The sequence below is a fragment of the Nonomuraea sp. NPDC004580 genome (assembly GCF_040609855.1).
GTDB lineage: Bacteria > Actinomycetota > Actinomycetes > Streptosporangiales > Streptosporangiaceae > Nonomuraea > Nonomuraea salmonea.
This window is the reverse complement of record NZ_JBEXLH010000022.1, coordinates 1-26,976: the sequence shown is the minus strand read 5'-3', so window position 1 is coordinate 26,976 and position 26,976 is coordinate 1. Positions and strand designations below refer to the sequence as shown.

Below are 26,976 nucleotides of genomic sequence, written 5' to 3'. Positions count from 1 at the left end.
TCGGGGTCACCAGTTGGCGGGCAGGCCGGGGGTCGTGGCGGGCAGCCGGCGGCCCTGCGGATGGATCACGTACGCGACGCCGCCGCTGCTCGAACTCCGCAGCCACACGTTCTCGAACGCGGCCCGCGGATAGACCCGCCGCACGGCCGCGTTGCTCGGTGAGGCGGGGTCGTTGGCGATCACGTCGCCGGTCCCGGTGAAGCCGACGACGACCATGAGGTGGCCGTCCGTGCCGTAACCCGCGCCCGGCAGCTCCTCCTTCTTGAAGGACTGCGAGGTGATCACCGGAATGCCGGCGCTGATCAGCAGCTCCAGCTCCGTCAGCGAGCGCAGCCGGGTGATGAACCCGTCGAGGCCGTAGCGGCCGGCGTAGGCGGTGTTGAACGGCCAGTTGCCGGTGCCCTTGTAGGCGTGGTCGTAGGTGAAGCGGGCGGCGTGGTCGACCTCGGGGTTCGGGTCGGAGTCCTTGACCCAGGCGGTGTCCTGCTCGCTGGGCCAGGTGCCCCAGTAGCCCATGACCATCGTGGTCGAGGTGGGGCTGCACCACGCCTCGCCGCCGCCGTTCCACTCGGGGTAGTGGCCCTGGTGGATGTTCTGGGAGCGGCGCGGCACGGCCAGCTCCTCGCCCCACGCGCCGCCGCCTGGACTGACCGGCACGCTCGCGCGGCGCGGCACGTTGGAGCTCATCACGCCGGAGGTCCGCACCCGCGGCGTCACGGAAGACCCCGGCCGCCGGTAGAGGGTCAGCCGGAGCTGGTAGGCGCTGAGCGGCTTGCCGGCCGCCGCGACCAGCGTGTCCACCGCCACCTTCCCGTCGGCGTCGGACTGGCCGGGCACCGAGGTGCGCAGCACGTCGCCCTCCGCGTACGACCAGCGGCCCAGGGAGTACCACCGGGTCAGCCCCTCGGCGTTCCTGCCCCTGGCCTCGACCTGCAGCCAGCTCCCCGGCGGCACGTCGGCCGTCCACGACGCGATCAGCTCGGTCGCCGCGAAGCCGATGACCTGCTCGGGGCCGGTCCAGCGGGCGTACTCCCACGTCTTCGTGCCCAGCGCGTCGGTGTGGGACACGGTGCCCGTCGCCTCCCCGAACGCCAGCCCGCCCGCCGCCGTCGTGCCCTCGGCGGTGCCGGTGGTGAAGTCGGCCCGCTGGAACACCACGTCGGGGACCGTCGCGGCCGGTTTCGCCTCGGCCGGGGCGGCACAGGTCGTGACCAGGGCGAGAGTGGACAGGAACACGGTCAGCGCACGCATGGACCCACCTTGCTCTGAAGGGGCTCTGAAGGGGCTCTGAAGGGGCTCTGAAGGGGCTCTGAAGGCGCTCGGTGGGGCCGACAGTATGCGCAGCGGGTGTGCCGAGCATCGGCAGATCTACGTATCAGGCGAGAGTCTGGGTCAATTCGTTCCGGTCCGCGGTGCACACCAGGCGGCCGCGGGCGCCGTTCACGATCGGCATGTACGGCGGCACGTGCCCGCACTCGACCCCGGCCACGATCGGCACGCCGAGCCCGCCCAGCGCGTCCTGCACGGCCTCCTCCTGACTCAGCGAGGGGAGGCCGGGCGCCGAGGTGCGGCCCACGATGACGGCGTTAGCGCCGGTGAAGAAGCCGGCCAGGCGCATGCCGTGCAGGTGCCGGCAGATCTCGCCCGCGTCGTGCTCGCACGCCTCGACGTAGACCAGCAGCCCCTCGTCACCGGCCGCCGCCGCGAAGGCGGGCACGTCGGCGTAGGGGGTGCCGGCGACGTCGGCGAGCGTCTCGATGCAGCCGCCGATCAGCCGGCCGGTCACCTCCAGGTCGCCGTCGCCGTCGAGCCGCCGCCAGCGTGCTGGGGTGTCCAGCGTGAACGTGTCCACCTCGGGCGTCTCGACGTAGTCGTCGCGGCCGTGCGCGCGGTGCCGGCCGGGCGGGAGCTGGGTGAACGTCGTGCCAGGCGTCATCGTGACGATGTCGAGCCAGGTCAGCAGGCCCTCGGGGGCGCGGTAGGGGGTGTCCATCAGGTTGTTGCCGTGGACCGTGGCCACGCCGGTGAGCATCGTCAGCGGCGTGATGATCGTGGACATGTCCGAATAGCCCACCACCCAGGTCGGCTCGGCGGCGCGCAGCGCGTCCCAGTCGAGCAGCGGAAGCAGGTCGATCGCGGTCTGGCCGCCCCACGGCGGCACCACGGCCCTGATCGTGGGGTCGGTGAGCAGGGTCATCAGCTCGCGGGCCCGGTCTTCCGCCGGGGCGCTGACGTGGCCGGGGTCGTACAGGCAGGAGCCCGTCACCACCTCGAACCCGCGCGACTCCACCGTGCGGATCGCCGCCTCGAGCCGGGCGCGCAGCACGTCGGGCACGCCGGAGGAGGGGGCGGTGACGGCGACGCGGTCGCCGGGACGCAGCGGGACGGGGTAACGCGGATCCATGGCGGAGATCCTCGCACGATCGCCGCGCCGGTTCGTACACCTTTTCGCGCATGATCCCCGATGGGAAGGTGACGAGACCAACGACAGGACGGGAGCGGCTCGATATGCGGAAATACGTGATCATGGGCGTGCAGGGCAGCGGCAAGGGCACCCAGAGCGCGATGCTCGCCGCCGACCTCGACCTCGTCCACATCAGCGTCGGTGACATCTTCCGCTGGCACGTCAAGCACCACACCAAGCTCGGCGCCCAGGTACGACGCCTCCTCGCGGCCGGCGAGCTGGTCGGCGACGACCTGGTGGCGGACGTCGTCAAGGACCGCCTCGAACTCCACGACTGGAACTACGGCTTCATCGTCGACGGCTTCCCGCGCAACCGGCGCCAGGCCGAGTTCTTCCTGGAGAGCTACGACCTCGACGGCGTCATCCACCTCGACCTGCCCGACGACGAGGTGCGCAGGCGGGTGCTGGCCCGGCGGCTGTGCGCGCGGTGCGGCATGGACTACAACCTCATCGCCCACCGGCCCGAGGAGGAGGGGCGCTGCGACGTGTGCGGCGGCGAGCTGGTGACCAGGGCCGACGACACCCCCGACGCGCTCGCCAGGCGGCTCGCCGACTACCACGACAAGACCGGGCCGGTGCTGGAGCTGTTCCGCCGCAAGGAGTACGTGCTGACCATCGACGCCCGCGCCGACAAGCTCGCCGTCCAGCGGACCATCCGCACCCGCTTCAACCTGCCGCCCTACCAGGGCTGACCCGTGAGGCAAAGAGTCGGTCACGGCGGCTCATGATTGCGGTCGGACCGCCCCCGGGACCCGGCTCCCCGGGAGGAGGATCACCACCGGGTCGAGACAGGCACGTCACGCGGGGGTACGACATGGGCAGGCCCGGAATCGCGGCGATCATCGCGCTCGCCGCGCTGGGCACCGCCGCCTGGGCGGCGACCACCCCACCCGCCATCGAGCCGCCTCCGGCGGCCGGCCCACCTGCCGGCCCGCGCTCTTCGCCCGGCACGCCGGCGCTCACCGCCGGCCGGCTTGTCACGGACCTCGGCGCGGGCGCGGACCTTGGCGCGGGCGCGGGCGCGGGCCTCGGCGCGGGCGCGGGCCTCGGGGCCGGCGGCGGCGCCTGGTTCGCGCCCGGCGGCGCCGCGCGAGGTCCGGGGGCCGGGCTCGCGCCGGGCAGCGCCGCCAAGAGCGCGATGGGGCCGTCCGGGCTCGTGGGGGCGCCGACGTACGGGCCGGAAAGGGAGCTGGGAGGTCGGCGGGGCGGGCCGGAAGGGGAGCTGGGAGGTCGGCGGGGCGGGCCGGAAGGGGAGCTGGGAGGTCGGCGGGGCGGGCCGGAAGGGGAGCTGGGCGGCCGGCGGGGCGGGCCGGCGGCGCCCGGGCCGAGCGTGACGGGGACGCCCCGCGCCCCCGCGCACCTGCACGTCACCCAGGACCTCGCGCCTACCCCGGTGATCATCGGCGGCGAGGCGGTCTACGTCATGACCGTCACGAACGCCGGCGAGACGGACGCCACCGGCGTCATCGCCACCGCCGTGCTCGACCGCGACCTCACCCCCGGCCGCCTCCCGGACGGCTGCTCGCTCACCGGACGCACGGTCACCTGTGGCACGGCACTCCCTGCGGGCGGCAGCGTCGCGTTCGAGCTGCCGGTCAGCACCGATCCCGCCCTCCAGGACGGCACCGGCCTGGTCAACCGCGCAAACGTCACCGCACCCGACGCGATCGCCGGCGAGGACGAGCTGACGACGCGGGCGCGGGCGGTCGCCGAGGTCGAGGTACGCCAGGAGGGCGCCCCGCGGGAGGTGAGCCACGGCGAGCGGATCCCGTACCGGCTGACGGTGACCAACCACGGCCCCTCACGGGCGGCGAACGTCTCCCTGCACAACCTGGCCGACGGCGACCGCGCGACGATCGCCGAGCGCCCGGCCGAGTGTCCGCCCAGCGGCTCCGCGTCCACCTGCCCGCTCGGCCCGCTCGCGCCGGGGGAGAGCAGGACGTACGCGTTCAGCCTGACCCCGCACGTGGCGGGCCCGCTGACGATCTGCGCGTCCGTCACGACGGGCGGCGGCGAGGAGAACACCGAGGACAACCACACCTGCGCCGACACGGTCGTGGCGGCGGCGGAACCGGCTCAGGAGAGCACCGAGGAGCCGCAGGAGACCCCCGAGCCGACTCCCAGCGCCTCCCCGGACAAGGAACGCAGGAACACCGGGCACGAGCCGGACGAGCCCCGCCGCGAGCGCGACCCCGAGCCCCCGGCAGCGGCCGGAGACGTGCCGCCGCCCGCACACCACGGCGGCGAGACCCTGCCGCTGACCGGCGCGTCGATGTGGATGCTGGGCCTCGGCGTGGCGGTGCTGCTCGCGATCGGCCTGCTCGTCCGCTCCTTCTCCCACCAGGACAGGCGAACCCCCTGACCTGCGCCTGCCCGGCCTCAGTCCACGACGTCGCGGGTCCACGACCCGAGCACGAGCAGGGTCTTGGTGCCCGTGACGTTCCCGGCCCTGCGCAGCCGGTCGATGACCTGCTGGAGGTGGCCGAGGTCGCGCACCCGTACGTGGATCAGCGCGTCCGGGTCGCCCGCGATCGTGAACACGGCCTGCACCTCGGGCACGTCGGTGGCGGTGCGGATGATCTCGGCGACCGGGGTGGTGCCGGGGTAGCGCAGCTCGGTGAAGGCCTCGATGCCCCAGCCGAGCTTGGCGTAGTCGATCTGCACGGCGAAGCCGGTGATCACGCCCAGTTCCTTGAGCCGGTCCACCCGCCGCTTGACCGCCGCCACCGACAGCCCGATACGCTCGGCCATCTCGGAGAACGTCCTGCGCCCGTCCTCGCGCAGCAGTCGCAGCACCTGGTGATCGATGTCGTCCACCTCAGGCACGGAGTACGCCCCCTTCATGCGCAAAGAACGCCGGCTGGCACGTCCATGAACTCATATTGTTTGCGTCTTCGGCCCGGTTTCTCGTCTAATACTTGCGCATATCATGCCCTGGTTGCTGTGCTGGGAAGCACGGCGCCCACGAGGCGAGCACGTAAGAAAGCCAGGAGGTTCGCATGAGCGTGAGCGAGACTCCCGCCCCCGTGTCGCTCGACGACAAGTACACGGCGCACGACGGCCGCGTGCTCATCTCGGGCATCCAGGCCCTGGTCCGCTTGACGCTGGAGCAGCGCCGCCTGGACGACGAGCGCGGGCTGGACACCCGGGCGTTCGTCAGCGGCTACCCGGGTTCGCCGCTGGCGGGCGTGGACCTGGAGATGGGCAGGGCGGCGAAGTTCCTGGAGCCCGCCGGCGTGGTGGTCAAACCGGGGCTGAACGAGGAGCTGGCGGCCACGGCGGTGGCCGGCACGCAGCTGCTCGACCAGGTGCCGGGCCGCCGCCACGAGGGCGTGACGGGCTTCTGGTACGGCAAGAACCCCGGCCTCGACCGGGCCGCCGACGCCCTGAGGCACGCCAACGTGGCGGGCACGGCCCCGCTGGGCGGCGCGGTGGCCTGGATCGGCGACGACCCCGGCTGCAAGTCGTCCACGCTGCCCAGCTCGTGCGAGCCGATGTGCCAGAGCCTGTCGATGCCGCTGCTGGCGCCGGGCTCGGTGGCCGAGATCATCGAGTTCGGGCTGCACGCGGTGGCCATGTCGCGGGCGACGGGCCTGTGGGTCGGCCTGAAGATCGTCGCCGACATCGCCGACGCCTCCGCCACCGTCGACCTCGGCCCGCTGCGCGCCGGCATCCCCGAGCCCGGGCGCGCCTCCCGGGGGCCCGCGCCCATCCTGCTCGGCCCCGCCGCGCTCGACGCCGAGCACGACATGCTCACCCGCCGCCTCGACCTGGCCCGCGCCTACGCCCGCGAGCACGGGCTCAACCGGGTGACCGCCGGCGCCGGCAACACCACGCTGGGGGTGCTCGCGTCCGGCGCCACGTACGCGGTGGTCGAACGCGCGCTCGCCGACCTCGGCATCGACGAGGCCGCGATGGACGCGCACGGCCTGCGGCTGATCAGGATCGCGATGCCGTTCCCGCTCGACCCCGCCGAGCTGGCCGAGCTGACCTCCGGCCTCGGCCGGGTGCTGGTGGTCGAGGACAAGGTGCCGTTCCTGGAGGGCCACCTGAAGCAGGCCCTGTACGGCGGCGCGCACGTCCCCGAGATCACCGGCCGCGACCTGCTCACCGCCAGGGGCACGCTGGGCGCCGACGACGTGGCCAAGGCGATCGCCACCTGCCTAGGCATCGAGCCGCCGCGCCGCGAGCGCCGCAGGGGGCTGCTGCCGGTGGTGGCGGCGCGCACGCCGTACTTCTGCTCGGGCTGCCCGCACAACACCTCCACCCGCACCGCCGACGGCACGCTGGTCGGCGTGGGCATCGGCTGCCACGCGATGATCGCGCTCGACGGTCACGGGCGCGGCACCCAGGTCGGCATCACCCAGATGGGCGGCGAGGGCGCGCAGTGGATCGGGCTGTCGCCGTTCACCGACGACCGGCACTTCGTCCAGAACCTCGGCGACGGCACCTACCACCACTCCGGGTCGCTGGCCATCAGGGCGGCGGTCGCGGCGGGGGTGCCGATGACGTACAAGCTGCTCTACAACGACGCGGTCGCCATGACCGGCGGGCAGCGGCCCGAGGGGCGGCTCGACGTGCCCGCGCTGACACGGGAGCTGGCCCTTGAGGGTGTGCGGCGGGTGGTGATCACCACGCCGGAGCCCGAGACGTACCGGGGGGTGGAGCTCGCGCCGATCGCCTCCGTACGGCACCGCGACGACCTGCCCGAGGTCGAGAAGGAGCTGGCCGCGATCGGCGGGGTGACCGTGCTCATCCACGACGACCGCTGCGCCGCCGAGGAACGGCGGCTGCGCAAGCGCGGCAAGCTCCCCACGCCCGCCCAGAAGGTGCACGTCAACGAGCGGGTCTGCGAGGGCTGCGGCGACTGCGGCGACGTCTCCACGTGCCTGTCCGTGCAGCCGGTCGAGACCGAGTACGGCCGCAAGACCCGCATCCACCAGGCATCCTGCAACACCGACCTGAGCTGCCTCAAGGGCGACTGCCCTTCGTTCCTGCTGGTCGAGCCGGGCACCAAGGAGCCGAGGAAGGTGCCCGCGCCGCCCGTCACCTCACCCGAGCCGGTCACCTCCCACGCCGACGAGACGCTCATCAGGATGCCCGGCATCGGCGGCACCGGCGTGGTCACCGTCTCGCAGATCCTGCAGATGGCCGCCCACCTCGACGGGCTGCACGCCACCGGCCTGGAGCAGACCGGGCTCGCCCAGAAGGGCGGGCCCGTGGTCAGCGACGTGCGCATCGGCAAGCGGCCGCCGGCCGGGCACGTCCGGGCCTCGCGGGGCAGCGCCGACGTGCTCATCGGGTTCGACGTGCTGGGGGCGGCGGCCGACGCCACGCTGTCCGTGGCGGCGCCCGGGCGTACCGTCGCCGTGCTGAACACCTCCGTCGTGCCCACCGCCGCCATGGTGACCGGCCGCGTCGCCGTGCCCGGCCACGCCGACGCGGTCGCCCGTGTCGCCTCCGCCACCCGCGCCCAGCACTGCGTGGACGCGCACGCGCTGTCGGAGGAGCTGTTCGGCGACCACATGCCGGCCAACCTGCTGCTGCTCGGCGCCGCGTACCAGCACGGCTGCCTGCCCGTCGGCGCCGACGCGATCGAGCGGGCCATCACGCTCAACCGGGCCTCCGTCGAGCAGAACCTGGCCGCGTTCCGGTGGGGGCGGGCCGTCGCGCACGACCCCGGCGCCGTGCGCAGGGCCGTGCTGCCCGCGCCTGCCGCGCCGCTGACGTTCGAGGAGGTCGTGGCCGATCGCGTCGCCGACCTCACCGGCTACCAGAACGCCACGTACGCCCGTACGTACGCCGACGACGTCCGCAGCGTCGCCGCCCGCGCTCTGGAGCGGGCCGGCGAGGAGGCCGGCGCCGCCATCGCCCTCGCCTACGCGCGCGGCCTGCACAAGCTGATGGCCTACAAGGACGAGTACGAGGTCGCCCGCCTCCACCTCGACCCCGCCGAGCAGGCGCGGCGCGAGCGCGAGTTCGGCACCGGCGCCAAGGTGACGGTGCTGCTCCACCCGCCGGTCCTCCGCGCGATGGGCATGAAGCGCAAGATCAAGGTGGGCCGCTCCGCCGGGGTGCTCTTCCGCGGCCTGCGCGCCGCGAAGGTGCTGCGGGGGACCGCGTTCGACGTGTTCGGCAGGGCCGAGGTGCGCCGGGTCGAGCGGGCGCTGGTCGGCGAGTACCGCGAGCTCGTCCGCACCGCCCTCGGCCGCCTCACCCCCGCCAACGCCGCCGTCGTCGAGGAACTCGCGGGCCTGCCCGACCTGATCCGCGGGTACGAGGACATCAAGCTCGCCCGGGTCGCCGAGTTCCGCGAACGCGCGCGGAAAGCGTTGGAGAACCTCTGAATCCTCAGGAGTCATCGTGACCGTCGAACGCCTGCTGCCGGACCAGGACGCCAGAGACCTCATCGAGCTGACCCGCGACATCGCCGACAAGGAGCTGGCCCGCCGGGTCGACGAGCATGAACGCTCCGAGACCTACCCCGAGGGCCTGTTCGCCACCTTGGGCGCGGCCGGGCTGCTCGGCCTGCCCTACCCGGAGGAGTACGGCGGGGGCGGGCAGCCGTACGAAGTGTATCTGCAGGTCATCGAGGAGCTGGCGATGCGCTGGGCGGCCGTGGCCGTCGCCACCAGCGTGCACACGCTGGCCTGCTACACCGTCTTCACCCACGGCACCCCCGAGCAGCGCGACCGGTGGCTGCCCCGCATGCTGGCCGGCGAGCTCATCGGCGGCTACAGCCTGTCCGAGCCGCAGGCCGGCTCCGACGCCGGGGCGCTGACCTGCCGCGCCGAGCGCGTCGCCGACGGCTACCGCATCACCGGCAACAAGGCGTGGATCACGCACGGGGGCATCGCCGACTTCTACGCCCTCTTCGCCCGCACGGGGTCCGGCTCGCGCGGCGTCTCCTGCTTCCTCGCCCCCGGCTCGGCCGACGGCCTCACCTTCGGCCGCCCGGAGGAGAAAATGGGCCTGCACGCCGTACCGACGACCAGCGCCCACTGGGATGGGGTGCTCGTGGGCGCCGACCGCCTCATCGGCGAGGAGGGCCAGGGCCTCCAGATCGCCTTCGGCGCCCTCGACTCCGGCCGCCTGGGCATCGCCGCCTGCGCCACGGGCCTCGCCCAGGCCGCTCTGGACGAGGCGGTGGCGTACGCCAAGGAACGCCGGACGTTCGGCAAACGCATCATCGACCACCAGGGCCTGGGCTTCCTGCTGGCCGACATGGCCGCCGCCGTGGACACCGCCCGCGCCATGTACCTGGACGCCGCCCGCCGCCGCGACGCCGGCCTCCCGTACGGCCGCCACGCCTCGATCGCCAAACTGGTCGCCACGGACGCCGCCATGAAGGTCACCACGGACGCGGTTCAGGTTTTCGGGGGGTACGGGTATACGCGGGAGTTCCGAGTGGAGCGGTATATGCGCGAGGCGAAAATCATGCAGATCTTCGAGGGCACCAACCAGATCCAGAGGCTGGTCATCAGCCGCGCCCTGGCCCGCTGACCTCCTTCGGTGCGCACCCACCCGGTGACCGTGGCGAAGGGGCAGTTGCCCTGACGCCCCGGCGCGGGGCGGTCAGGGGGAGCGGCCGGGTGCCTCGGCGGCGGCGAGATGGTCGTGCAGCTCGGCGTGGCGGAACTGATAGAAGGGGCCGACGGTTCGCAGGACGCCGAGCTGGTGCAGCTCGTGCAGAAAGCGCATCAAGCGGAACGGCAGCCGGCCCGACGGCCCCAGGTGCAGGAGGGCGATGGCGGACTTCAGCCACATGTGCTGGCGTTTGTTCACCATGCCGAGCGCGATGCCGGAGATCACGCCCATCCCTGCGTGCACACGGGGCGATGGGGAAGGCGGCACGGGCGACGCCTCGTTGATGAAGTCGAAACCGAAGCCCACGGCCGCTCCGAGGAACAGCGCGTTCAACAGCTGCACACCGATGAGGCTTCGGTTGACCCGCCAGGTGGACAGCGGGGTGACGGCGGCGGTGAACGGCGGGATCCGGTTCTCGTCGGGCAGGGCGGAATCCCTGTCCTTCAGCCGTATCATCCGCACGGCCAGCCAGCTGACGCCGAGCGCCGCGAGCAGGGAGCCCAGACCCGCCTTCCAGCCGTGCGTGATCAGGGCAGCGCCCGCGGCAGGCAGGCCGGTGACGCCGGCCAGCAGGAGGACGACCAGCTGCCGTACGTCTGACCGCGTGTTCCTCATGAAGTCCCGCAGCCGTCGCCGCACCCGCAGCGGAGCGAAGTCCGGAGTGCGGGCGGCTTCCACCGCGGGCAGGCCGTAGCAGAGGCCGAAGGCGCAGCCGAAGACCGGCCCGTAGGTCAGGGTGGCCATCAGCGCGGCGGGGAGCGCGAACACGAGGCCGCTGAGCCCCTCGATCCAGGTGCGGGCGATCACGCGCCGTACTCGAGAGGGGGGCAGCGCCTGGTCGGTCAGCCGCCACCATGCCAGGTCGGGACCGTCGGACCTGGTCTGCAGAACGGCCAGCCGCCGGGTCCACTTAGTGATCTTGGCCGTGTCCCAGGTCGTGGGCCCGATCGCGGTGCGCGCGGTCAGCAGCGCGTCGAGGAGGTTGTCGAGGAGGTGGGCGCGCAGGGCGGCCTCGTCGGCGGCGTACTCGGTGACCAGCGGAGCCGGGTCGGCTTCCGGCCGGTCGATGTAGACGGCCCTGACCATCCACAGGCCGAGTGCGGTGGAGGTGACGTCGGCAAGCGCCGGCGCGGTGCCCTCTCTGAGCGCGCGCAGGACCGTGTGCCACGCCGAGGACCCGGGGAGCGCGGGCAGATGGGAACTCAGGTAGTCCGCCGCGACGTCGGGCTTCAGCCGGCTGGGCGCGATGACGGCGGCGGCCTTGAGCGGGCGCCGCGTGGCGGCGATCGCGTCGCCGTACTCGGTGACGCGTGAGGTGACGATCAGCTGATCACGCTCCATGAGCGTGCTGGACAGCGTCGCGATCACCTTGGCGCGGGCGGGCTCAGGCAGCTCGTCGAGACCGTCGAGCACGGGCAGGATCGCGCCGCGGGCCGCCAGGACGTCGGCACCGTCCCGCTTGTCGCCCAGCGTGCGCAGCGCGGCGTAGTCGGTGCGTACGCGATCGGCCACCCAGTCCTGGAATCGCGGGTGGACCTCGACGTCCCAGTCGGCGACGGGCAGGAGCACCGGGACCGGCTCGTCGTCGGCGCGCGTGCGGATCAGATGCAGCATCAGCTGGATGGCCAGCGTGGTCTTGCCCGTGCCCCCGCCCCCGGTGATGACCAGGCGACGCCGGCGCAGTGAGCGGAAGGCGGCGCAGAGCGCCTTGATGTCGTCGGAACGGCCCGTCACCGCCGGCTCTCGGTCGGCGATCAGGTGCGGGTGGTCCATGAGCTTGGTCCTGCGGGTCATGCACCAGGAGACCGGGATGGGCGGATCGCCCAGTCCACGCGTCACCACCTCATCGCTCCACCGCTGCTCGACCAGGTCGGCGAGGGTCTTCATCGTGTCGGTGACGCTCGCGGGGGCGGGCGCGGTCACGCGCTGGAACCGTTCGAGGACCAGCGCGGACACCACCGCCGCCACGATGGTGCCGGCGGTCCAAGGGCCGCTCCACACGCCGTCGGCGTACACCTGGTTGGCGGTCACGGCCACCACGACCGGTAAGAGCACGGACAGCAGCCATAACAACCGGATCCGCCATGTCCGCCCGCCCACCATGGGAGCCCATGGTAATGATCGCGCCCCGAAGCCGGGGAGCTTTCGCTACGCCTGCGCATGGAACCCATGGAAATCCGGATCGTGAGCCGTTCGACCTCGCCTTCAACGACCCGAAGAGCGTCGCGGCCACCGAGTGGTGCTGCAGCCAGCACGGCAAGGACTACTGCGACGAGCCACCGGTCGCCAGCGTCTACTACCCACCGAACGGCAGAGTTGTATTCAGACCTTCTTGACGAGGATCGTGTCGGGGAGAAGCTTCTCCAGGTCGTCCACATCCGAGGTGAAGACGATGACTTCCCCCTTCTGACGTCGTGCGACGACAGCGAGCACGGCGTCGATCGCGTACTTGTGACCGTGCAGCTTGGCGTCGGCCAGGAGCCGGCGCGCCTCACGGGCATGGTCCTTGCCGATGTCGGCGATGTTGAGCCGGGAGAGCACCCAATCCCAGCGTTGCTCCGTGATCCTCCCGTCATACGCCTCGACCACCGTCATCGGAGACGTCACGACCTCCGCCTGACCTCGGGCGGCGAGATCCAGCCAGGCGACCATCTGTCGGTCGCCCCGCACAGCGAGGGAAAGAGCCTCACTGTCGAGAACGAAGGTCCGCAGCGGCACGTTGCTGTGCCCGCCGGCTCGCTTGCTCACGCAGCCTCTCCTGCGGACTTCTTCCGGCGGGCGCGGCGGCGCTCGTGCTCGGCATCCAGCTCTTCCAGCTCTTGCATCACCGCGGTGTGCTCGTCGTCGGTGACCGGTCCGTACTCCTCCTCCAGCCAGTTCACCAGTTCGAGCAGCCGGTCCCGGTCGCGTTTGGCGCGCAAGGCTTCGGTGATGTACGCGGACAGGCCCCGGTCTGCGGCATCCGTACGGATCTCGTCTAGGAGCTCCTCGGGGATCGTCACCGTTACTTTCTTAGTCGCCATACTTCGCACCATACTCCTGGTGTCCACTCTCTTACCAGAGTGATCCTGGACTGCCGGGGACGGAAGTGGTTGGCGGATGATTCCTGGCTCTTGGGATGGTGTGGGGATGGAGAGTGTGGTGCGGATGTCGATGGGCTGGTGGAGGTCGTCAAGCGGGGGGAGCGGTTCGAGATCGTGGTGCGGGGAAATCTGGCGAAGTTCGGGCAGAACGCCGAGTTGCGCGACTACCTCTTGACGACGGGGGAGCGGGTGGTCGTGGAGGCCAGTCCGGTTGATCGGGTTTGGGGGATCGGGCTGGCGGCCGATGATGAGCGGGCCGAGCGGCCAGAGGCTTGGCGGGGGCTCAACCTGCTGGGGTTCGCTCTTATGAAGGTTCGGGAGCCTCTGCGGGGGGTGTAGGCGACTGAGCACATGGCGGAGCGGTACGGGAAGCACGCGATGGCGGCCGCACGCGTGCGGCCGCCATCCTCTGGAAAGGTCAGGAGCTCGGGCAGGTGTGGCGGTACTCCTCGATCGCCAGCCCGCTGGGCGGCGGGCAGAGGAACTGCTCGTAGCGGGTGTCGTCGTCGACGAACCGCTTCAGCCAGGCCACCATCGACTTGGCCATCGTGGTGTTGGTGGTCTGCGGGAAGAAGTGACTGGCGTTGTTCAGCTCCAGGTACGCCTTCTCCGACGACGCCGGGATGCTCTGGTAGAACGGCTCGGAGTGGCTGGAGACCGGGGCGATGCTGTCGCTCTCACCACCGATGATCATCGTCGGCACGCGCACGCCCGACCACGACTTCTGCAGGTTCCACGGCGCGATCGGCACCGCCGCCTGCAACGAGGACCGGCTGCTCGCCGCCTCCAGCGAGCCGCCGCCGCCCATCGAGTGGCCCGCCACGGCCAGCCGCGAGGAGTCGATGCGGCTGCGTACGGTCAGCGAACTGTCCTCGACCAGGTAGTCAAGGGCGGCGAGGAGCTGGCGGCCCCGGCTGTCCGGCTGGTCGTAGAGGGTGTTCGTCTCGATGCCGATCACCACGAAGCCGTGTGAGGCGATGCGCGGGCCCAGCCACGACAGGCTGGACCAGCGGGCGGTGTAGCCGGGCGAGATGGCGATCGCGCCGAACGTGCCCTGGCTGGTGTCGAGCGGATAGTAGATCGTGCCGCCGCCGAAGCCGCTCACCAGCGACGAGACGCTGGTCTGCCCGGTCGAGAACGGGCCCCTGGAGGCTTCGAGCAGGGCGTCGGTCGGGGCGGGGCCGCGCTCGTACGGGCTCGCCGCCTGGGCGGGGGAGGCGGCCGCGAGGGCGCCGGCGATCAGTGAGACGGTGAGGGCGAGTTTGGTGAACGTTCGCGCGCCGAATCGGGGGGCTAAGAGCTGCACGTCGTCATACTCCCTGCTCATCGGGGGGTGCTTCGGGTGGTGACAGCTGTCTTTCGCCATTGTTCGGAGCGGCCGTCAACTGTGCATCGGTGAAATCACCGGTCCTGCGATCAGGACATGAGCCTTACCAGTTCGACGCGGGAGCGGACGCCGAGCCGGCTGAAGACGTTGCGCAGATGGTGCTCGACCGTGCGCCGGCTGAGGAACAGCTGCTCGGCCACCTCCTTGTTGGTGGCGCCCTCGGCCACCATGCGGGCGATGCGCAGCTGCTGCGGGGTGAGCTGGCTCGTGGCCGCCGCCGGCGCCGGGCCGACCGGTTCGCCCGATGCGCGCAGCTCCGTCCGCGCCTGCTCGGTCCACAGGCGGGCGCCGTACCGTTCGAACGTCTCCAGTGCCGCGTGCAGGTGCGTCCTGGCCGCGCCGGGGCGGCGGTCGCGGCGCAGCGCGCTGCCGTACAGCAGCCGCGTCCGCGCCGCCTCGAACTCGTGGCCGCCCTGCCCGTGCAGCTCCAGCGCCTCCCTGAACAGCTCGTCCGCCTCGCGCGGGCCCGCCAGCAGCGCCCGGCAGCGGGCGACGAGCGCCCGCAGGTCAGGGCTGCGCGTGCTGCCCACCCAGCCCTCCAGCACCGTCAGCGCCGCCTCGGCGCCCTCATGATCTCCGGTACGCGCGCACGCCTCGATCAGGTGCGGCGTCGCCATCACCCTGATCACCACATGACGGCTGGTACGCCGCTCCGCCCGCAACCGTCCCGCCGCGTCCGCGGGCCGCCCTGCCGCCAGGTCGAGGCAGGCCAGCGCCCACGTGCCGATCGCGCCCGCGATGCCCAGGTCGTGCGCGCCGGCCAGGTCGATGGCCGCGTCCGCGCGGATCCTGCACGTCTCCTGATCGCCCTCCACCGCCGCCGTCATCGCCAGCCAGGCCAGGTGCTGGGCGGCCGTGTTGCGCTGGCCCGCCTCCCTGGCCAGGTGGAGGCCGCGCGCCGCGGTGTCGGCGACCGAGGTGTAGCGGCCCGACCACACCTCGGGGTAGATCGCGTACTCCAGGAGCTGCGGCACCGCCGAGGCCGCCCCGCGCGCGCCGGCCGCCTCCAGTGCGCGGACCGACAGGCGGTGGGCGGTGGCCTCCTCGCCCAGCAGCATGCTCGCCACGCCCGCCCACGCCAGCACGGAAGGGTCGTTCACTGTGCCGACCCCTGTGCCGATCCCTGTGCCCGCCACTGGGCCGGTCACTGTGCCGGTCACTGGGCCGGTCACTGTGCCGACCACTGGGCCGGCCAGCTCCACCACCCGGCGCAGCGGGGCCGCCGCCTCCCGGTGCGCGCCGCTGAACGTCGCCGCCATCCCCGCCAGGTACTCGAACATGAGCTGCGCCGGCACCTGCTCGTCCGGGCGGCGCAGGGCCGCGGCCTGCCGGGCGATCGCGATGAACGCCCGGTTGTCGCCCGCCCGGTAGCTGGCGTCCGCCGCGCGTACCAGGGCGCGGACGCCCAGCATGCGGTGGCTCTCCAGCAGCCAGGTCGCGGCGGCCAGCAGCTCCTCCCTGGCGCTGCCCGTCTCGCCGCCGAGCAGCTCCAGGCTGCCGCGCAGCAGGCGTACGTGGGCGCGCACCTCGTTCGGGGCCCTGGCCAGGTCGTGCAGGCGGGCCAGGAGCGCGCGGGCCACCTGCGGGCGGCCCGCCACCCAGGCGTGCCTGGCCGCCGCGGCCAGCCGTTCCGCCTTCTCGGGGCGGTGCCTGCCGGTCAGCTCGGCCGCCCGCTCCAGCGCCAGGGACGGCTCGGGGTGGCCGCCCGGCGTACGGTCCTTGAGCGCCGCGGCGGCCAGGTCGTCGGCGAGGTGCTCCGGCTCCCCGTCCATCGCCCACGCGCGGTGCCAGGCGCTTTTGAGCTCCGTCGCTCCTTCGTAGAGGGTGGCCAGAAGGCGGTGGGCTTCGCGGCGGCTCAGGAGGGTGGCGCCGTGGTAGGCGACGCCGCGCAGGGCGGGGTCGTGGAAGGCGTAGCGGTAGCCGGTGGCGTACAGGATGCCCGCCCGCTCGGCAGGTTCGAGGGCGGTGAGCGCGCAGCCGGGGTGGGCCGCCGCGTTCAGCGTGGGCACGTCGATCTCGGGGTCGGCGGCGATCAGCATCAGCAGCCGCCCGGTCTCCGCCGGCAGCGCGGCCAGCCGGGAGGCGTGCTCCCGCCATAACCGGCCGTCCCTGGGCAGCGTCTCGGGCGGAGCGGCGACGCCGGCGAGCTGGTCGCGGGTGAGCGAGCCGATCAGATCGGTCAGCGCCAGCGGGTTGCCCAGGGCGACGTGGCCGAGCGCCGCCAGCAGCTCCTCGCTGATCTCGCCGGGCGCGAGGTCGTCGGCGAGTTCCCGTACGGCCGTCCGGCCCAGCCCGGTGAGCACCCGTACCGGCAGCCCCGCCGCCCAGGGCCCGTCCTCGCGGGCGGTGAACACCAGCGCCACCGGCTCACCCGCCACCCGCCTGGCCACGAACGCCAGCACCTCACGGCTGGCGGGGTCGAGCAGGTGCACGTCATCCACGCAGACGAGCACCGGCCGCGTACCGGCGAGGTCGGCCAGCAGCGCGAGCACGGCCGCCGGTAACGCCAGCCCGCCCTCGGCTCCTGGGATGGGGTCGAGCACCGGGGCCAGCGCGCGGACCTGCGCGGGTGGTAATCGGGCGGCGGCCTGCGCGACGGGCCGCAGCAACCCGTGCAATCCGGCGTACGGCAGCCGCGACTCCGCCTCGACCCCCGACGCCCGCAACACCAGGAACGCCTCCCCGGCCAGCCCGGCGGCGAGGCCGAGCACGGCGGTCTTGCCCATGCCCGGCCCACCGGCCAGCACCAGAGCCCCGCCACCCCCTTCGCGAGCGCCGTCGAGCAGCCGCCGCAGCACCCGCTCCTCCGCACCACGACCACGCACCACAGGAACCCGCGCGACAGGGGACACGTCGTCCAGTGTTACGCGCGGATGTCAAACGTGAAAGACCGCATACCAGATCAACAACCGCCCCCTGTCAGGATCCACCCCGAACAGCGAAACGCACCGAAGCGACCTTCAGCCCTTCGACGTCGAAGATCCACTCGTAGACGTGACCGGCCGGCAGCGGCAGCGGTGGTACGGGAATGGCGAAACAGAGGTTCATGGGCACTTGCTTGGTGAGCTCGTCCGTGCTCTGCACGTCGGGCAGGCCGAGAGTCCCTTCGAAGGCCACCGCACGGCACTCCCCGTCCTCATGGAGGACCTTCACCTCCGCCTGATCCTTGCCGACCAGCCGGAGGCGAAACCGCATGCCCTCACCGGCCTCCTCCCACGGCAGGCGGAGGAAGCCGGTGACAGCAGAAGGAGGGATGGCCGGGCCGGTCAGTGACCATCCCGCACCCAGCATGTGCACCTTGCCCGACGTCGCGTCCGTTGTCGCGGAGTCGGCCAAGACGAGAAAACCCTCGATCACCGTGTCGCCTGCCTCAGGTCGAGGCTGCCCGTGCCGGACGTGGTGCTCGCCTGCGGCGACCCCGCGTTCTCGGGGAAGCCGACGGGGTGAACGCAGAGCCGCGAAACGGTGGAACTCGTGGTGGCCGCGCCGCCGGAGGCGCTCACGATGTGGACGACCTCGGCGCCCACGGCCAGAGCGTAGCGGCGAATGGTCGACAGATGCGGGTCGCCGCCCAGCCGTTCGAAGTCGGACACCGCCGGTTGGCTCCGCCCCATGCGCTCGGCCACCTCGGCCTGAGTGAGCCCGCGTTGTTTCCTGATCGCCACGAGCGTCTCGATCAGACGCATGTCGCGGTCGATCGCCGCGTTCTCACGCTGGACGTCCGGGTCGGTCAGATCGATCCCCAGCAGTTCCGCGACTTGCGGATCCATACGGTCGACCTCCTCGTATCGGGTTCACCTTATATTCTCATCAGCCACTCGGCCAGGCGCTCCCTGGCTCTGGCGATGACCCTCTTCTGCGCACCGTTGCCGCCCTTCCTGTGAAAGGCCAGTCCGAGCAGGACATGCTCGCCCTGCGGGCCGTGCGCGAAGTAGAGCCGGTACTCGTTTCCCACGTACGTGAGTCGAGCCTCGAACAGTCCTTGCCCGAGCGGCTTCGTGTCCCGTGGCAGGGCGCGGTTGTACTGGATCCTGGTCAGCAGCGCGCCCAGTTCCTTCTTCGGAGGACCGTCGCCCAAGACTTCCTGAATCTCCTCGCTGACGACAGGTCGCCCCGTTTCGGTGCGGTAGAACTGCCAAGCGGCATCAGGAGCCTCTCCCACGTCGCACATCCCGGGGCGTCAGGCGGTCAGTAGAGGAGGCTGAATTCAGCGGGGGCGGGGCTTGTGGGGGGTCTTTTTGGAGAGGCGGTCGGTGAGGGTGGGGAGGAGGCCCTGGGGGAGGAAGAGGACGACGACGATGAGGACGAGGGCGTACACCGCGTACGACAGCACGCTCGGCGCGTACGACGGCATCCACGGCAGGGTGGCGAGGCTGTCGAGGCCCTGGACCAGCAGGGTGATGGCGGTGGCGCCCACCACGGCGCCCCACAGGGTGCCGAGGCCGCCGACCACGGCCATGACGATGTACTGGATGGAGATCAGCACGGGGAAGGAGCCGGGGGCGACGTAGCCGGTGTAGAAGCAGTAGATGCCGCCGGCCAGGCCGGCGAAGGCGGCCGACAGGGCGAAGACGACGAGCTTGTAGCGCCCGACGGGGATGCCGGAGGAGGCGGCGGCGGTCTCGCTGGTGGCCAGGGCGCGCAGGGCGCGGCCGGGGCGTGAGGTGATCACGTTGTGGGTGACCAGCAGGACGAGGGCGAGGCCGCCCCAGGTGAGGTACGCGTACGCGGCGGCGCTCTCGGCCTGGAAGGAGCCGATGGAGAACTGCGGGATGGCCTGCAGCCCGATGTCGCCGCCGGTGAACTCGAGCTGCCCGGCCAGCGACAGCAGGATGAGCTGCATGGCGAGGGTGGCGAAGGCGAGGTGGTGGCCGCGTAGCCGCAGCAGGGGAGTGCCGATGACGAGGGCGGACAGGGCGGCGACGACGGGTGCGGCGATCAGGCCGGCGATCGGGGGCACGCCGCCGAGGGCGAGCAGCGCGGCGGTGTAGGCGCCGATGGCGTAGAAGGCGCCCTGGCCGAGCGAGACCTGCCCGGCGTACCCCATGAGCAGCGACACCCCGACGGTGACGATGGCGGCGAGGCCGAGCAGGATGTAGACGGCGAGCGCGCTGTCGTCGAGCACCGCGGGCAGGGCGAGCGTGACGGCGGCGGCGAGGAGCCCGGCGGCGAGCCTGATCATACGGACTCCTGGGAGAGCGTGGTACGGCGGCCGGCCTGCACGATCATGACCACGATCATCAGCCCGAGCGCGACTTCGAGCTGGTGTGAGCCGTAGCCGTAGCCGGCGGCCATGGTCTCGGCGACGCCCAGCAGCAGCGCGCCGGCCAGCGCGATGACGGGCCTGGTGAGCGCGCCGAAGACGGCGGCGGCGAAGCCGTTGACGATGAGCGTGACGTCGGTGTCGAACGAGATCGGCCGCAGCGGCGTCACCAGCACTCCGGCGATGCCGCCGAGCAGCCCGCCGAGCGCGAACGCGAGCAGCCCCATCTTCCTGACGTCGATGCCGACGACGCGGGCGGCGTACGGGTTGGAGGCGCACGCGGTCAGCGCCTTGCCCAGGTAGGTGCGCCCGAAGAAGAGGGCGAGCAGCACGAACGTGGCCGCGGTGACCCCGATGACCAGCAGGTACTGGGTCTGGATGCGCGCACCGAGCATCTCCACGGAGCCCGCCAGCCCGGGCGCGGAGCGCGGCTGGTCACCCCAGAGCACGATCTCCACCGCGTACGCCAGCACGCCCACCCCGAGCGTGACGATCAGCGACGACAGCGGCGTGGTGCCGGGCCTGCCGATGGCGGCCAGGCCGGTGAGCAGCCCGGCCAGCGCGGCGGCGAGCACGGCGGCCACCTCGCTCACGCCGTGCGGGAACCCGAGGCCGAGCAGCGACGACGTGCACAGTCCCGCGACGACGGCGAAGGTGCCCTGGGCGAAGTTCACCACGCCGGTGACGCGGTGGATGGTGACCAGCCCGCTCGCGATGAGCGCGATGGCGCAGCCGACGGCCAGGCCGTTCAGCAGGTACGTGAGGAACGCGCTCATGTGATCGCCCCGCCCAGGTAGGCGCTGGCCACCCGCGGGTCGTCGGCCAGCTCGTCGCACGGGCCCTCGGTCACCAGCCGCCCTGACTCCAGCACGTACGCCCGCGAGCACAGGTCGAACGCCAGCCGCGCGTTCTGCTCGATGAGCAGCACGGTCAGCCCGTGGGAGCGGTTCAGCTCGGCGAGGTGGGCGGCGAGGTCGGCGGTGACGTTGGGGGCCAGCCCGAGCGACAGCTCGTCCACCACGAGCGCGTCGGGATCGGACATCAGCGCCCGCCCGAAGGCGACCATCTGCTGCTCGCCGCCGGACAGCACCCCGGCCCGCCGCCCGGCCAGCTCGGCCAGGCGGGGCAGCAGGTCGTAGACGAGGGCGGGGTCGCGCCGGCCTGAGCGCCAGCCGCCGAGCACCAGGTTGTCGGCCACGGACAGGTCGGGGAAGAGCTGGCGGCCCTCGGGGATGAGCGCGAGCCGGCCGCCGATCCGCACGCTGCCCGAGGCGGGCCGCAGCAGCCCGGCGAGGGTGTTGGCGAGCGTGGACTTGCCGGCGCCGTTGGGGCCGAGCAGGGCGACCATCTCGCCCTTGGCGGCGGTGAGCGTGACGTGGTCGAGCGCGGTCGCGGTGCCGTACGAGACCACCAGGTCCTGGACGTCGATCATGACGCCTGCCCGAGGTAGGCGGCGAGCACCAGCGGGTCGGCCCTGACCTCGGCGGGCGGGCCGTCGGCGATGACCTGGCCGAGGTCGAGCACCACGACCCGGTCCACCAGCCGGGTCACGAACGCCACGTCGTGCTCGATGAGCAGGATCGTCAGCCCGTCGGCGCGCAGCTCCTCCACGAGCGTGGCGAGCCGCTCGCGCTCCTCGCCGCGCAGGCCGGAGGCGGGCTCGTCGAGCAGCAGCAACCGGGGCCGCGCGCACAGGGCGCGGGCGAGCTGGAGCGCCCGCTGCTGGCCGATGGGCAGCCGGTCGGCGGGCCGGTCGGCCCACTCGGCCAGCCCGACGCGCTCCAGCGCGCGGTCGGCGGCCTCACCGATCTCGCGCTCGTCGTGCCGGTGCCGCGGCAGCCGCAGCGCGGCGGAGACGAACCCGGCATCGGTACGCCCGTGCGCCCCGACCATGACGTTCTCCCTGACCGTCATGCCGCGGAAGACGCGGGCGGCCTGGAAGACGATCGACATGCCCAGCCTGGCCCGGCGGTGCGGCGGCAGCCGGTCCACCCGGCGGCCGAGGAAGGAGATCTGGCCGTGGTCGACGGCGAGGTGCCCGGTGATGAGGTTGAACAGGGTGGACTTGCCCGCTCCGTTCGGGCCGATGACGCCGCAGACCTCGCCGTCCGCGACGTTCAGCGACACGTCGCGGACGGCGTAGACGCCGCCGAAGGAGCGGGAGACGCCGGTGACCTCCAGCACGCCTACCCCAGTGCCGAGACGGTCTTGGCGAGCTGCTCCTTGGCCCACTCGGTCGGGACGAACTTGCCGTCCTTGACCGTGTTGACGGAGATGTACTCGGGGGACAGGCCGGAGTGGTCGGTCGCGGAGTAGCGGAAGCGGCCGTTCGGCGTGATGAGGTCCATCGTCTCCAGGGCTTGCTGGATCTTGGTCTTGTCGGTGCTGCCCGCCTTCCTGATCGCCTCGAACAGCAGCAGCGAGGCGCTGTAGCCGTCCTGCGCGAACTGCGGCGGCGGGTAGCCGTGCTTCTCCTCGTACGGCTTGGCCATCTGCTCGATGACCTGCTTCTGCTTGCCGTCCGGCAGGTGCTCGCCCACGACGCCGATCGCGCTCTGCACGGTCATGCCCTCGGCGGCGGCGCCCATCGGCTCTAGCCACAGCTTGCTGGCCTGCGAGGCGGTCAGGAACAGCGGGGTCTTCAGGCCGGAGGCCACGTACTGCTTGGCCGCGGTCACGCCGGGCGCGCCGGAGCCCCAGAACACCAGGGCCTCGGCCTGCGACTCGCGCACGTGGGTGAACATGGGGCTGAAGTCGGAGGTCGTGGTCTCGTACGGCTCGTCCACGGCGATCGTCACGCCGTACTTGGGCGCCAGCTCCACCATCGCCTCGTGGCCGGAGACCGAGTACGCGCTCTTGGAGTCCCAGCCGACGGCGATGGTCTTGATGCCTTCGGCCTGGATGTACTGCAGGAAGCGTTCGGCGTACATGCTGGACAGGGCGGGGGTGACGAAGATGTGCTTCTTGATCGGCTCGACCTGCTCCTGCGCGGGGGCCAGCGACAGGTACGGCATCTTGTCGCGCTCCGCCAGCGGCTCCACGGCCAGCGCCGAGTTGGAGAACACCGGCCCGATCAGCGCGTCGATCTCGCCCTTGATCTGGTTGTAGGCCACGATGCCCTGGTCGGGGGCGGTCTTGTCGTCCCTGGTGACCAGCTCCACCTTGCGGCCGAGCAGCCCGCCCTGGGCGTTGACCTGCTCGACGGCCAGCTCGACCGCCTTCTTGTCCTCGCTGCCGAGCGGCGTGTAGTTGCCGGTGAGCGAGACGATCAGGCCGATCTTGATCGGGTCCTGACCGCCCGATCCGCCGCCTCCGCCGTCACCACTGCCCCCGCAGGCGGTGAGCGTGAGTAGGAGACAAGCCAGCGACGGTAGAAGCCTGCGCATCAGGACCTCCAGGACCGGGCGATGTGGCCCCGACAGTAGGCAGGTACATTACGGCTGTCAACAGATTGCCGAATATCGGGAGACACCCGCAATGAGGCCCCAATCCGTGATTCTGACCTTCCTCGGCGATTACGTATACGGCCACGGGATCTGCGTCTCCTCGGGAAGCTTCATCGAGGCGTTCGGCAAGGTCGGCATCTCGGAGGAGGCGACCCGCTCGACGCTGACCAGGATGGTCGGGCGCGGCCTGCTGCGCCGCCAGCGGTCGGGCCGGCGCATGTACTTCGGGCTCACCCCCACCAGCACCGAGGTGCTCAAGGACGGCGAGCGGCGCATCTGGCACAGCGGCGTGGTCAACGACAGCGGCGCCGACCAGTGGACGCTCATCGGCTTCTCGCTGCCCGAGTCGTGGCAGCGCCAGCGGCACGAGCTGCGCTCGCGGCTGGTCTGGGCGGGCTTCGGGCCGCTGCAGAACGGCCTGTGGATCGCGCCGGGCGAGGTGGACGCCACCGGCGTCATCGAGGACCTGGACGCCAACGTCAAGGTGTTCGCCGCCGAGCCCCGGCAGCCGACCGACATGCAGGCCCTCGTCCGCGACGCCTACGACCTCGAAGGGCTCGGCGAGCGTTACCGGGAGTTCCTGCGCCGCTGGGACCAGGCCGACCCGGCCCCCGACGCCCCCGACGACCTGGCCCGCTCGCTCATGCTGCTGACCGGCTGGCTGCAGATCATCAGGACCGATCCGCGGCTGCCGCTGCGCTACCTGCCGCACGACTGGCCGGCCGAGAAGGCGCAGCGCGTCTGCCACTCGCTGCACGAGCGGTTCAGGCCGCAGGCGGCGCGGATCGTGGCCGACCTGCTGGACACCGTCCCCGATGAAAGTTGGGCAGAACGGTGACAGCGATCGCCAAGTGGCCTAACTTGAGGGCTTGAGCGTCAAGGAGTGCCGATGCGGAATCAGGGGATTGGCTCGTGGCCGGCGCGCAGGGCACGCATGACGCCCGACAGGGTGGCGGTGTCGTACCGCGGGCGCGAGCACACCTATCGTGAGCTGCTCGAACGCGTCCACCGGCTGGCCTCCGCGCTCGGCGTGCGGCGCGGCGACCGGGTCGCCTTCCTGGGCGCCAACCAGCCCGCGATGGTGGAGACGTTCTTCGCCGCCGGCCTGCTCGGAGCCGTGTTCGTGCCGCTCAACACCCGGCTGGCCGAGCCCGAGCTGCGCTTCATCCTCGACGACGCCGAGGCCGCCGTGCTGGTGCTGGGCGAGGAGCGCGACGGCGCCGGGCTGCCCGGCCGGCACGTGGGCGGCGCCGCGTACGAGGAGCTGGTCGCCTCCGGCTCGCCCGAGCCGATCGACGCGCCGGTGAGCCAGGACGACGTCTGCCTGATCATGTACACCTCGGGCACCACGGGACGCCCCAAGGGCGCCATGCTCACGCACGCCAACCTCACCTGGAACGCGGTCAACCTGCTCGTGGACGTGCCGCTGGCGCACGACGAGGTGGTGCTGATCAGCGCGCCCATGTTCCACATCGCGGCGCTGGCGCAGACGCTCATCCCGTGCGTGCTCAAGGGCGGCAGGGCGGTGCTGGAGCCGTCGTTCGACGTGGAGCGCACGTACGACCTCATCGAGCGCGAGCGGGTCACGGTGATGTTCGGGGTGCCGTCGATGTTCGGCTTCCTCACCCGCTCGCCGCGCTGGCCCACCGCCGACCTGTCGAGCCTGCGGCACCTGCTGTGCGGGGGCGCGCCGGTGCCGGAGCCGCTGATCAGGACGTACCAGGAGCGGGGGCTGACGTTTCTGCAGGGATACGGCATGACGGAGACCGCGCCGGGGGCGCTCTTCCTCGGCGCCGAGCACTCGGTGGACAAGGCGGGCAGCGCCGGCGTGCCGTGCTTCTTCTCCGACGTCCGGCTGGTCGCCTCCGACGGCTCGCCCGCCGCACCGGGACAGCCGGGCGAGCTGTACGTCCAGGGCCCCAACGTGATGCGCGGCTACTGGCGGCGGCCGGAGGAGACCGCGAAGGTGCTGTCGGAGGACGGCTGGTTCCGCTCCGGCGACGTCGGCGTGGCCGACGAGGACGGCTACGTGCGCATCTCCGACCGCATCAACGACGTGATCATCTCCGGCGGCGAGAACATCTACCCGGCCGAGGTCGAGAGCGCCCTGTACGAGCATCCCGCCGTCGCCGAGTGCGCCGTGATCGGGGTGGCGGACGAGCGGTGGGGCGAGGTCGGCAAGGCCCTGGTCGTGCTCCGCGCCGGGGTCGCGACGAGCCCCGACGACCTGCTCAAGCACCTGGACGGCCGCCTCGCCCGCTACAAGATCCCGAAATATCTGGAATTCGTGGCTGAGCTGCCCAAGAACGCGGCGGGCAAGCTCCTCAAGGCCCCGCTGAGAAAGCTCTACGGAGGAGGATGATCCATATGCGTACCTCACCGCCCTTCCGCGCCGACCACGTCGGCAGCCTGTTGCGTCCACAGGAGCTGCTGCGCGCCCGCGAGACCCTGAAAGGTGACGAGCTGCGTGCCGCCGAGGACGCGGCCATCAGGGAGGTGGTGCGCAAACAACGTGACGCCGGCCTGCAGAGCGCCACCGACGGCGAGTTCCGCCGGGCCTCCTGGCACATGGACTTCATCTATCAGCTCGGCGGCATCGGCCAGGCCGCCGACGAGCAGATCACCGTACGCTTCCACAACGAGCAGGGCGACATCGAGTTCACCCCCGCCGCGCTGCGCGTGCACGACCGGATCAAGCTCGACGCGCCGATCTTCGCCGACGACTTCGGGTTCCTGCGCGACACCGTCGGCGAGGGCGTCACGCCCAAGCTGACCATCCCGTCGCCCAGCATGGTCCACTACCGGGGCGGGCCCGCCGCCATCGACCCCGAGGTCTATCCCGACGTCGAGGAGTTCTGGCGCGACCTCAGCGCCGCCTACGCCGAGCAGGTGCGCAGGATCGGCGCGCTCGGCTGCACGTACCTGCAGTTCGACGACACCAGCCTGGCCTATCTCAACGACCCCGCCCAGCGCGCCGAGCTGGCCGGGCGCGGCGACGACGCCGAGCACATGCACCTGCGCTACATCAAGCAGATCAACGCCGCGCTCGCCGCCAAGCCGGCCGGCATGACCGTCACCACCCACATGTGCCGGGGCAACTTCCGCTCCTCCTGGGCGGCGTCCGGCGGCTACGACTTCGTGGCCGAGGCGCTGTTCAACGAGCTCAAGGTGGACGGGTTCTTCCTGGAGTTCGACGACGAGCGCTCCGGCGGCTTCGAGCCGCTGCGGTTCGTGCCGCCCGGCAAGATGGTGGTGCTCGGGCTGGTCACGACCAAGCGCGGCGAGCTGGAGTCGAAGGACACGCTCAAGCGGCGCATCGACGAGGCCGCCAAGTTCGTCGACCTCGACCAGCTCTGCCTGTCGCCGCAGTGCGGCTTCTCCTCCACCGTCGAGGGCAACGAGCTGACCGAGGAGCAGCAGTTCGCCAAGCTGCGGCTCATCGTGGAGACCGCCCAGGAGGTCTGGGGCTGACGTTCCGGGCTCCCCCTCGGGCGCGAGGGGGAGCCGGTCAGAGCGTGACGACCGTGCCGGTGAGCCTGGCCTGCTCGGCGGCCCAGACCACGCGGTGCGTCATCAGGCTCTCGGCCGCGTCGGTGTGCAGCGGCGACGGGTCGCCCGACGCGACGGCGGCGAGGAAGGCGTCGGTGAGCCCCTCGTCGCCGCCCCCGTGCCCGTCGGCCGCCGAGGGCCCGACGGTCTCGTCCAGGCTCAGGGTCTCCTCCGTGCCGGTGCGGAAGTCGACCACG

23 protein-coding genes and 2 pseudogenes are annotated in these 26,976 nt (G+C 71.9%); 8 read left to right on the top strand and 17 right to left on the bottom strand.

Translation table 11 applies throughout. From position 1 onward, the window contains the following. Positions 1–6: 6 nt before the first annotated feature. Together ABZW11_RS22920 and ABZW11_RS22915 are read right to left on the bottom strand one after the other, a co-directional pair. Entirely contained in the window at positions 7–1,251 is a 1,245-nt protein-coding gene (locus tag ABZW11_RS22920) for a C39 family peptidase (RefSeq protein ID WP_355420314.1), read from the bottom strand. Between the two features lie 124 nt (positions 1,252–1,375). Further along, entirely contained in the window at positions 1,376–2,404 is a 1,029-nt protein-coding gene (locus ABZW11_RS22915) for a S66 peptidase family protein (RefSeq protein ID WP_355420311.1), read from the bottom strand. A gap of 104 nt (positions 2,405–2,508) precedes the next feature. On the opposite strand from ABZW11_RS22915, the gene ABZW11_RS22910 reads away from it, so the two are divergent. Then, positions 2,509–3,156 (top strand): nucleoside monophosphate kinase, encoded by a 648-nt coding sequence (locus ABZW11_RS22910; RefSeq protein WP_355420309.1) that lies wholly within the window; start codon positions 2,509–2,511, stop codon positions 3,154–3,156. A 122-nt stretch (positions 3,157–3,278) separates the two neighbouring features. Further along, complete coding sequence (locus ABZW11_RS22905; protein WP_355420306.1) at positions 3,279–4,826, top strand: CARDB domain-containing protein; 1,548 nt, start codon at positions 3,279–3,281, stop codon at positions 4,824–4,826. A 17-nt stretch (positions 4,827–4,843) separates the two neighbouring features. Here ABZW11_RS22905 and ABZW11_RS22900 read toward each other — a convergent pair whose 3' ends face one another. Beyond that, positions 4,844–5,290 carry an Lrp/AsnC family transcriptional regulator gene (locus ABZW11_RS22900; RefSeq protein WP_345399545.1) on the bottom strand — a complete coding sequence of 149 codons (447 nt, stop codon included), beginning with the start codon at positions 5,288–5,290 and terminating at the stop codon, positions 4,844–4,846. A 173-nt stretch (positions 5,291–5,463) separates the two neighbouring features. Here ABZW11_RS22900 and ABZW11_RS22895 point away from each other — a divergent pair, with 173 nt between their 5' ends. Then, the gene (locus ABZW11_RS22895; protein WP_355420304.1) at positions 5,464–8,811 is read left to right on the top strand and encodes an indolepyruvate ferredoxin oxidoreductase family protein; all 3,348 of its coding nucleotides are present in this window, start codon (positions 5,464–5,466) and stop codon (positions 8,809–8,811) included. A 16-nt stretch (positions 8,812–8,827) separates the two neighbouring features. Continuing rightward, the gene (locus tag ABZW11_RS22890; protein WP_355420301.1) at positions 8,828–9,967 is read left to right on the top strand and encodes an acyl-CoA dehydrogenase family protein; all 1,140 of its coding nucleotides are present in this window, start codon (positions 8,828–8,830) and stop codon (positions 9,965–9,967) included. A gap of 72 nt (positions 9,968–10,039) precedes the next feature. Here ABZW11_RS22890 and ABZW11_RS22885 read toward each other — a convergent pair whose 3' ends face one another. The 3 genes from ABZW11_RS22885 to ABZW11_RS22875 form a co-directional block, all read right to left on the bottom strand. Continuing rightward, positions 10,040–12,154: an NACHT domain-containing protein gene (locus ABZW11_RS22885; RefSeq protein WP_355420298.1), complete on the bottom strand. Its 2,115-nt coding sequence runs from the start codon at positions 12,152–12,154 to the stop codon at positions 10,040–10,042. A gap of 219 nt (positions 12,155–12,373) precedes the next feature. Continuing rightward, positions 12,374–12,799, bottom strand: a complete 426-nt coding sequence (locus tag ABZW11_RS22880) for a PIN domain-containing protein (RefSeq protein WP_355420296.1) — start codon at positions 12,797–12,799, stop codon at positions 12,374–12,376. Next, positions 12,796–13,053, bottom strand: coding sequence for a CopG family transcriptional regulator (locus tag ABZW11_RS22875; RefSeq protein ID WP_355420294.1), 258 nt, complete (start codon positions 13,051–13,053; stop codon positions 12,796–12,798). The genes ABZW11_RS22880 and ABZW11_RS22875 overlap by 4 nt, the downstream gene beginning before the upstream one ends. A 183-nt stretch (positions 13,054–13,236) precedes the next feature. Here ABZW11_RS22875 and ABZW11_RS22870 point away from each other — a divergent pair. Next, a pseudogene (locus tag ABZW11_RS22870) lies at positions 13,237–13,473 on the top strand (NADAR family protein); the annotation flags it as partial. 79 nt (positions 13,474–13,552) lie between these two features. On the opposite strand, the gene ABZW11_RS22865 reads toward ABZW11_RS22870, so the two are convergent. From ABZW11_RS22865 to ABZW11_RS22820, 10 genes are all read right to left on the bottom strand, one after another. After that, positions 13,553–14,461 (bottom strand): alpha/beta hydrolase, encoded by a 909-nt coding sequence (locus ABZW11_RS22865; RefSeq protein WP_355420291.1) that lies wholly within the window; start codon positions 14,459–14,461, stop codon positions 13,553–13,555. Positions 14,462–14,550: 89 nt separating this feature from the next. Continuing rightward, positions 14,551–17,373, bottom strand: coding sequence for a LuxR C-terminal-related transcriptional regulator (locus ABZW11_RS22860; RefSeq protein ID WP_355420288.1), 2,823 nt, complete (start codon positions 17,371–17,373; stop codon positions 14,551–14,553). A gap of 67 nt (positions 17,374–17,440) precedes the next feature. Then, complete coding sequence (locus ABZW11_RS22855; RefSeq protein WP_355420285.1) at positions 17,441–17,878, bottom strand: hypothetical protein; 438 nt, start codon at positions 17,876–17,878, stop codon at positions 17,441–17,443. Beyond that, positions 17,875–18,291 (bottom strand): helix-turn-helix transcriptional regulator, encoded by a 417-nt coding sequence (locus ABZW11_RS22850; RefSeq protein WP_355420282.1) that lies wholly within the window; start codon positions 18,289–18,291, stop codon positions 17,875–17,877. The genes ABZW11_RS22855 and ABZW11_RS22850 overlap by 4 nt, the downstream gene beginning before the upstream one ends. Positions 18,292–18,320: 29 nt before the next feature. Next, positions 18,321–18,683 (bottom strand): type II toxin-antitoxin system RelE/ParE family toxin, encoded by a 363-nt coding sequence (locus ABZW11_RS22845; RefSeq protein WP_355420279.1) that lies wholly within the window; start codon positions 18,681–18,683, stop codon positions 18,321–18,323. A gap of 45 nt (positions 18,684–18,728) precedes the next feature. Beyond that, positions 18,729–19,703: a branched-chain amino acid ABC transporter permease gene (locus ABZW11_RS22840; protein WP_355420276.1), complete on the bottom strand. Its 975-nt coding sequence runs from the start codon at positions 19,701–19,703 to the stop codon at positions 18,729–18,731. Beyond that, positions 19,700–20,560 (bottom strand): branched-chain amino acid ABC transporter permease, encoded by an 861-nt coding sequence (locus tag ABZW11_RS22835; protein ID WP_355420273.1) that lies wholly within the window; start codon positions 20,558–20,560, stop codon positions 19,700–19,702. The genes ABZW11_RS22840 and ABZW11_RS22835 overlap by 4 nt, the downstream gene beginning before the upstream one ends. Then, on the bottom strand, positions 20,557–21,216 hold the full coding sequence (locus tag ABZW11_RS22830) for an ABC transporter ATP-binding protein (protein ID WP_355420271.1): 660 nt from the start codon (positions 21,214–21,216) through the stop codon (positions 20,557–20,559). Before ABZW11_RS22830 ends, ABZW11_RS22835 begins: the two co-directional genes overlap by 4 nt. Further along, positions 21,213–21,968, bottom strand: a complete 756-nt coding sequence (locus ABZW11_RS22825; protein ID WP_355420268.1) for an ABC transporter ATP-binding protein — start codon at positions 21,966–21,968, stop codon at positions 21,213–21,215. Before ABZW11_RS22825 ends, ABZW11_RS22830 begins: the two co-directional genes overlap by 4 nt. Before the next feature lie 2 nt (positions 21,969–21,970). Further along, positions 21,971–23,170: an ABC transporter substrate-binding protein gene (locus tag ABZW11_RS22820; RefSeq protein WP_355420265.1), complete on the bottom strand. Its 1,200-nt coding sequence runs from the start codon at positions 23,168–23,170 to the stop codon at positions 21,971–21,973. Positions 23,171–23,276: 106 nt separating this feature from the next. On the opposite strand from ABZW11_RS22820, the gene ABZW11_RS22815 reads away from it, so the two are divergent. The 3 genes from ABZW11_RS22815 (at position 23,277) to ABZW11_RS22805 (ending at position 26,701) form a co-directional block, all read left to right on the top strand. After that, a complete protein-coding gene (locus ABZW11_RS22815; protein ID WP_355420262.1) occupies positions 23,277–24,068 on the top strand; it encodes a PaaX family transcriptional regulator C-terminal domain-containing protein in 792 nt (263 codons plus the stop codon). Between the two features lie 96 nt (positions 24,069–24,164). After that, positions 24,165–25,592 carry a long-chain fatty acid--CoA ligase gene (locus tag ABZW11_RS22810; RefSeq protein WP_355420259.1) on the top strand — a complete coding sequence of 476 codons (1,428 nt, stop codon included), beginning with the start codon at positions 24,165–24,167 and terminating at the stop codon, positions 25,590–25,592. A gap of 5 nt (positions 25,593–25,597) precedes the next feature. Further along, positions 25,598–26,701 carry a 5-methyltetrahydropteroyltriglutamate--homocysteine S-methyltransferase gene (locus tag ABZW11_RS22805; RefSeq protein WP_355420256.1) on the top strand — a complete coding sequence of 368 codons (1,104 nt, stop codon included), beginning with the start codon at positions 25,598–25,600 and terminating at the stop codon, positions 26,699–26,701. Between the two features lie 37 nt (positions 26,702–26,738). Here the strand turns inward: ABZW11_RS22805 and ABZW11_RS22800 are convergent. Further along, a pseudogene (locus tag ABZW11_RS22800) lies at positions 26,739–26,976 on the bottom strand (gfo/Idh/MocA family oxidoreductase); the annotation flags it as partial.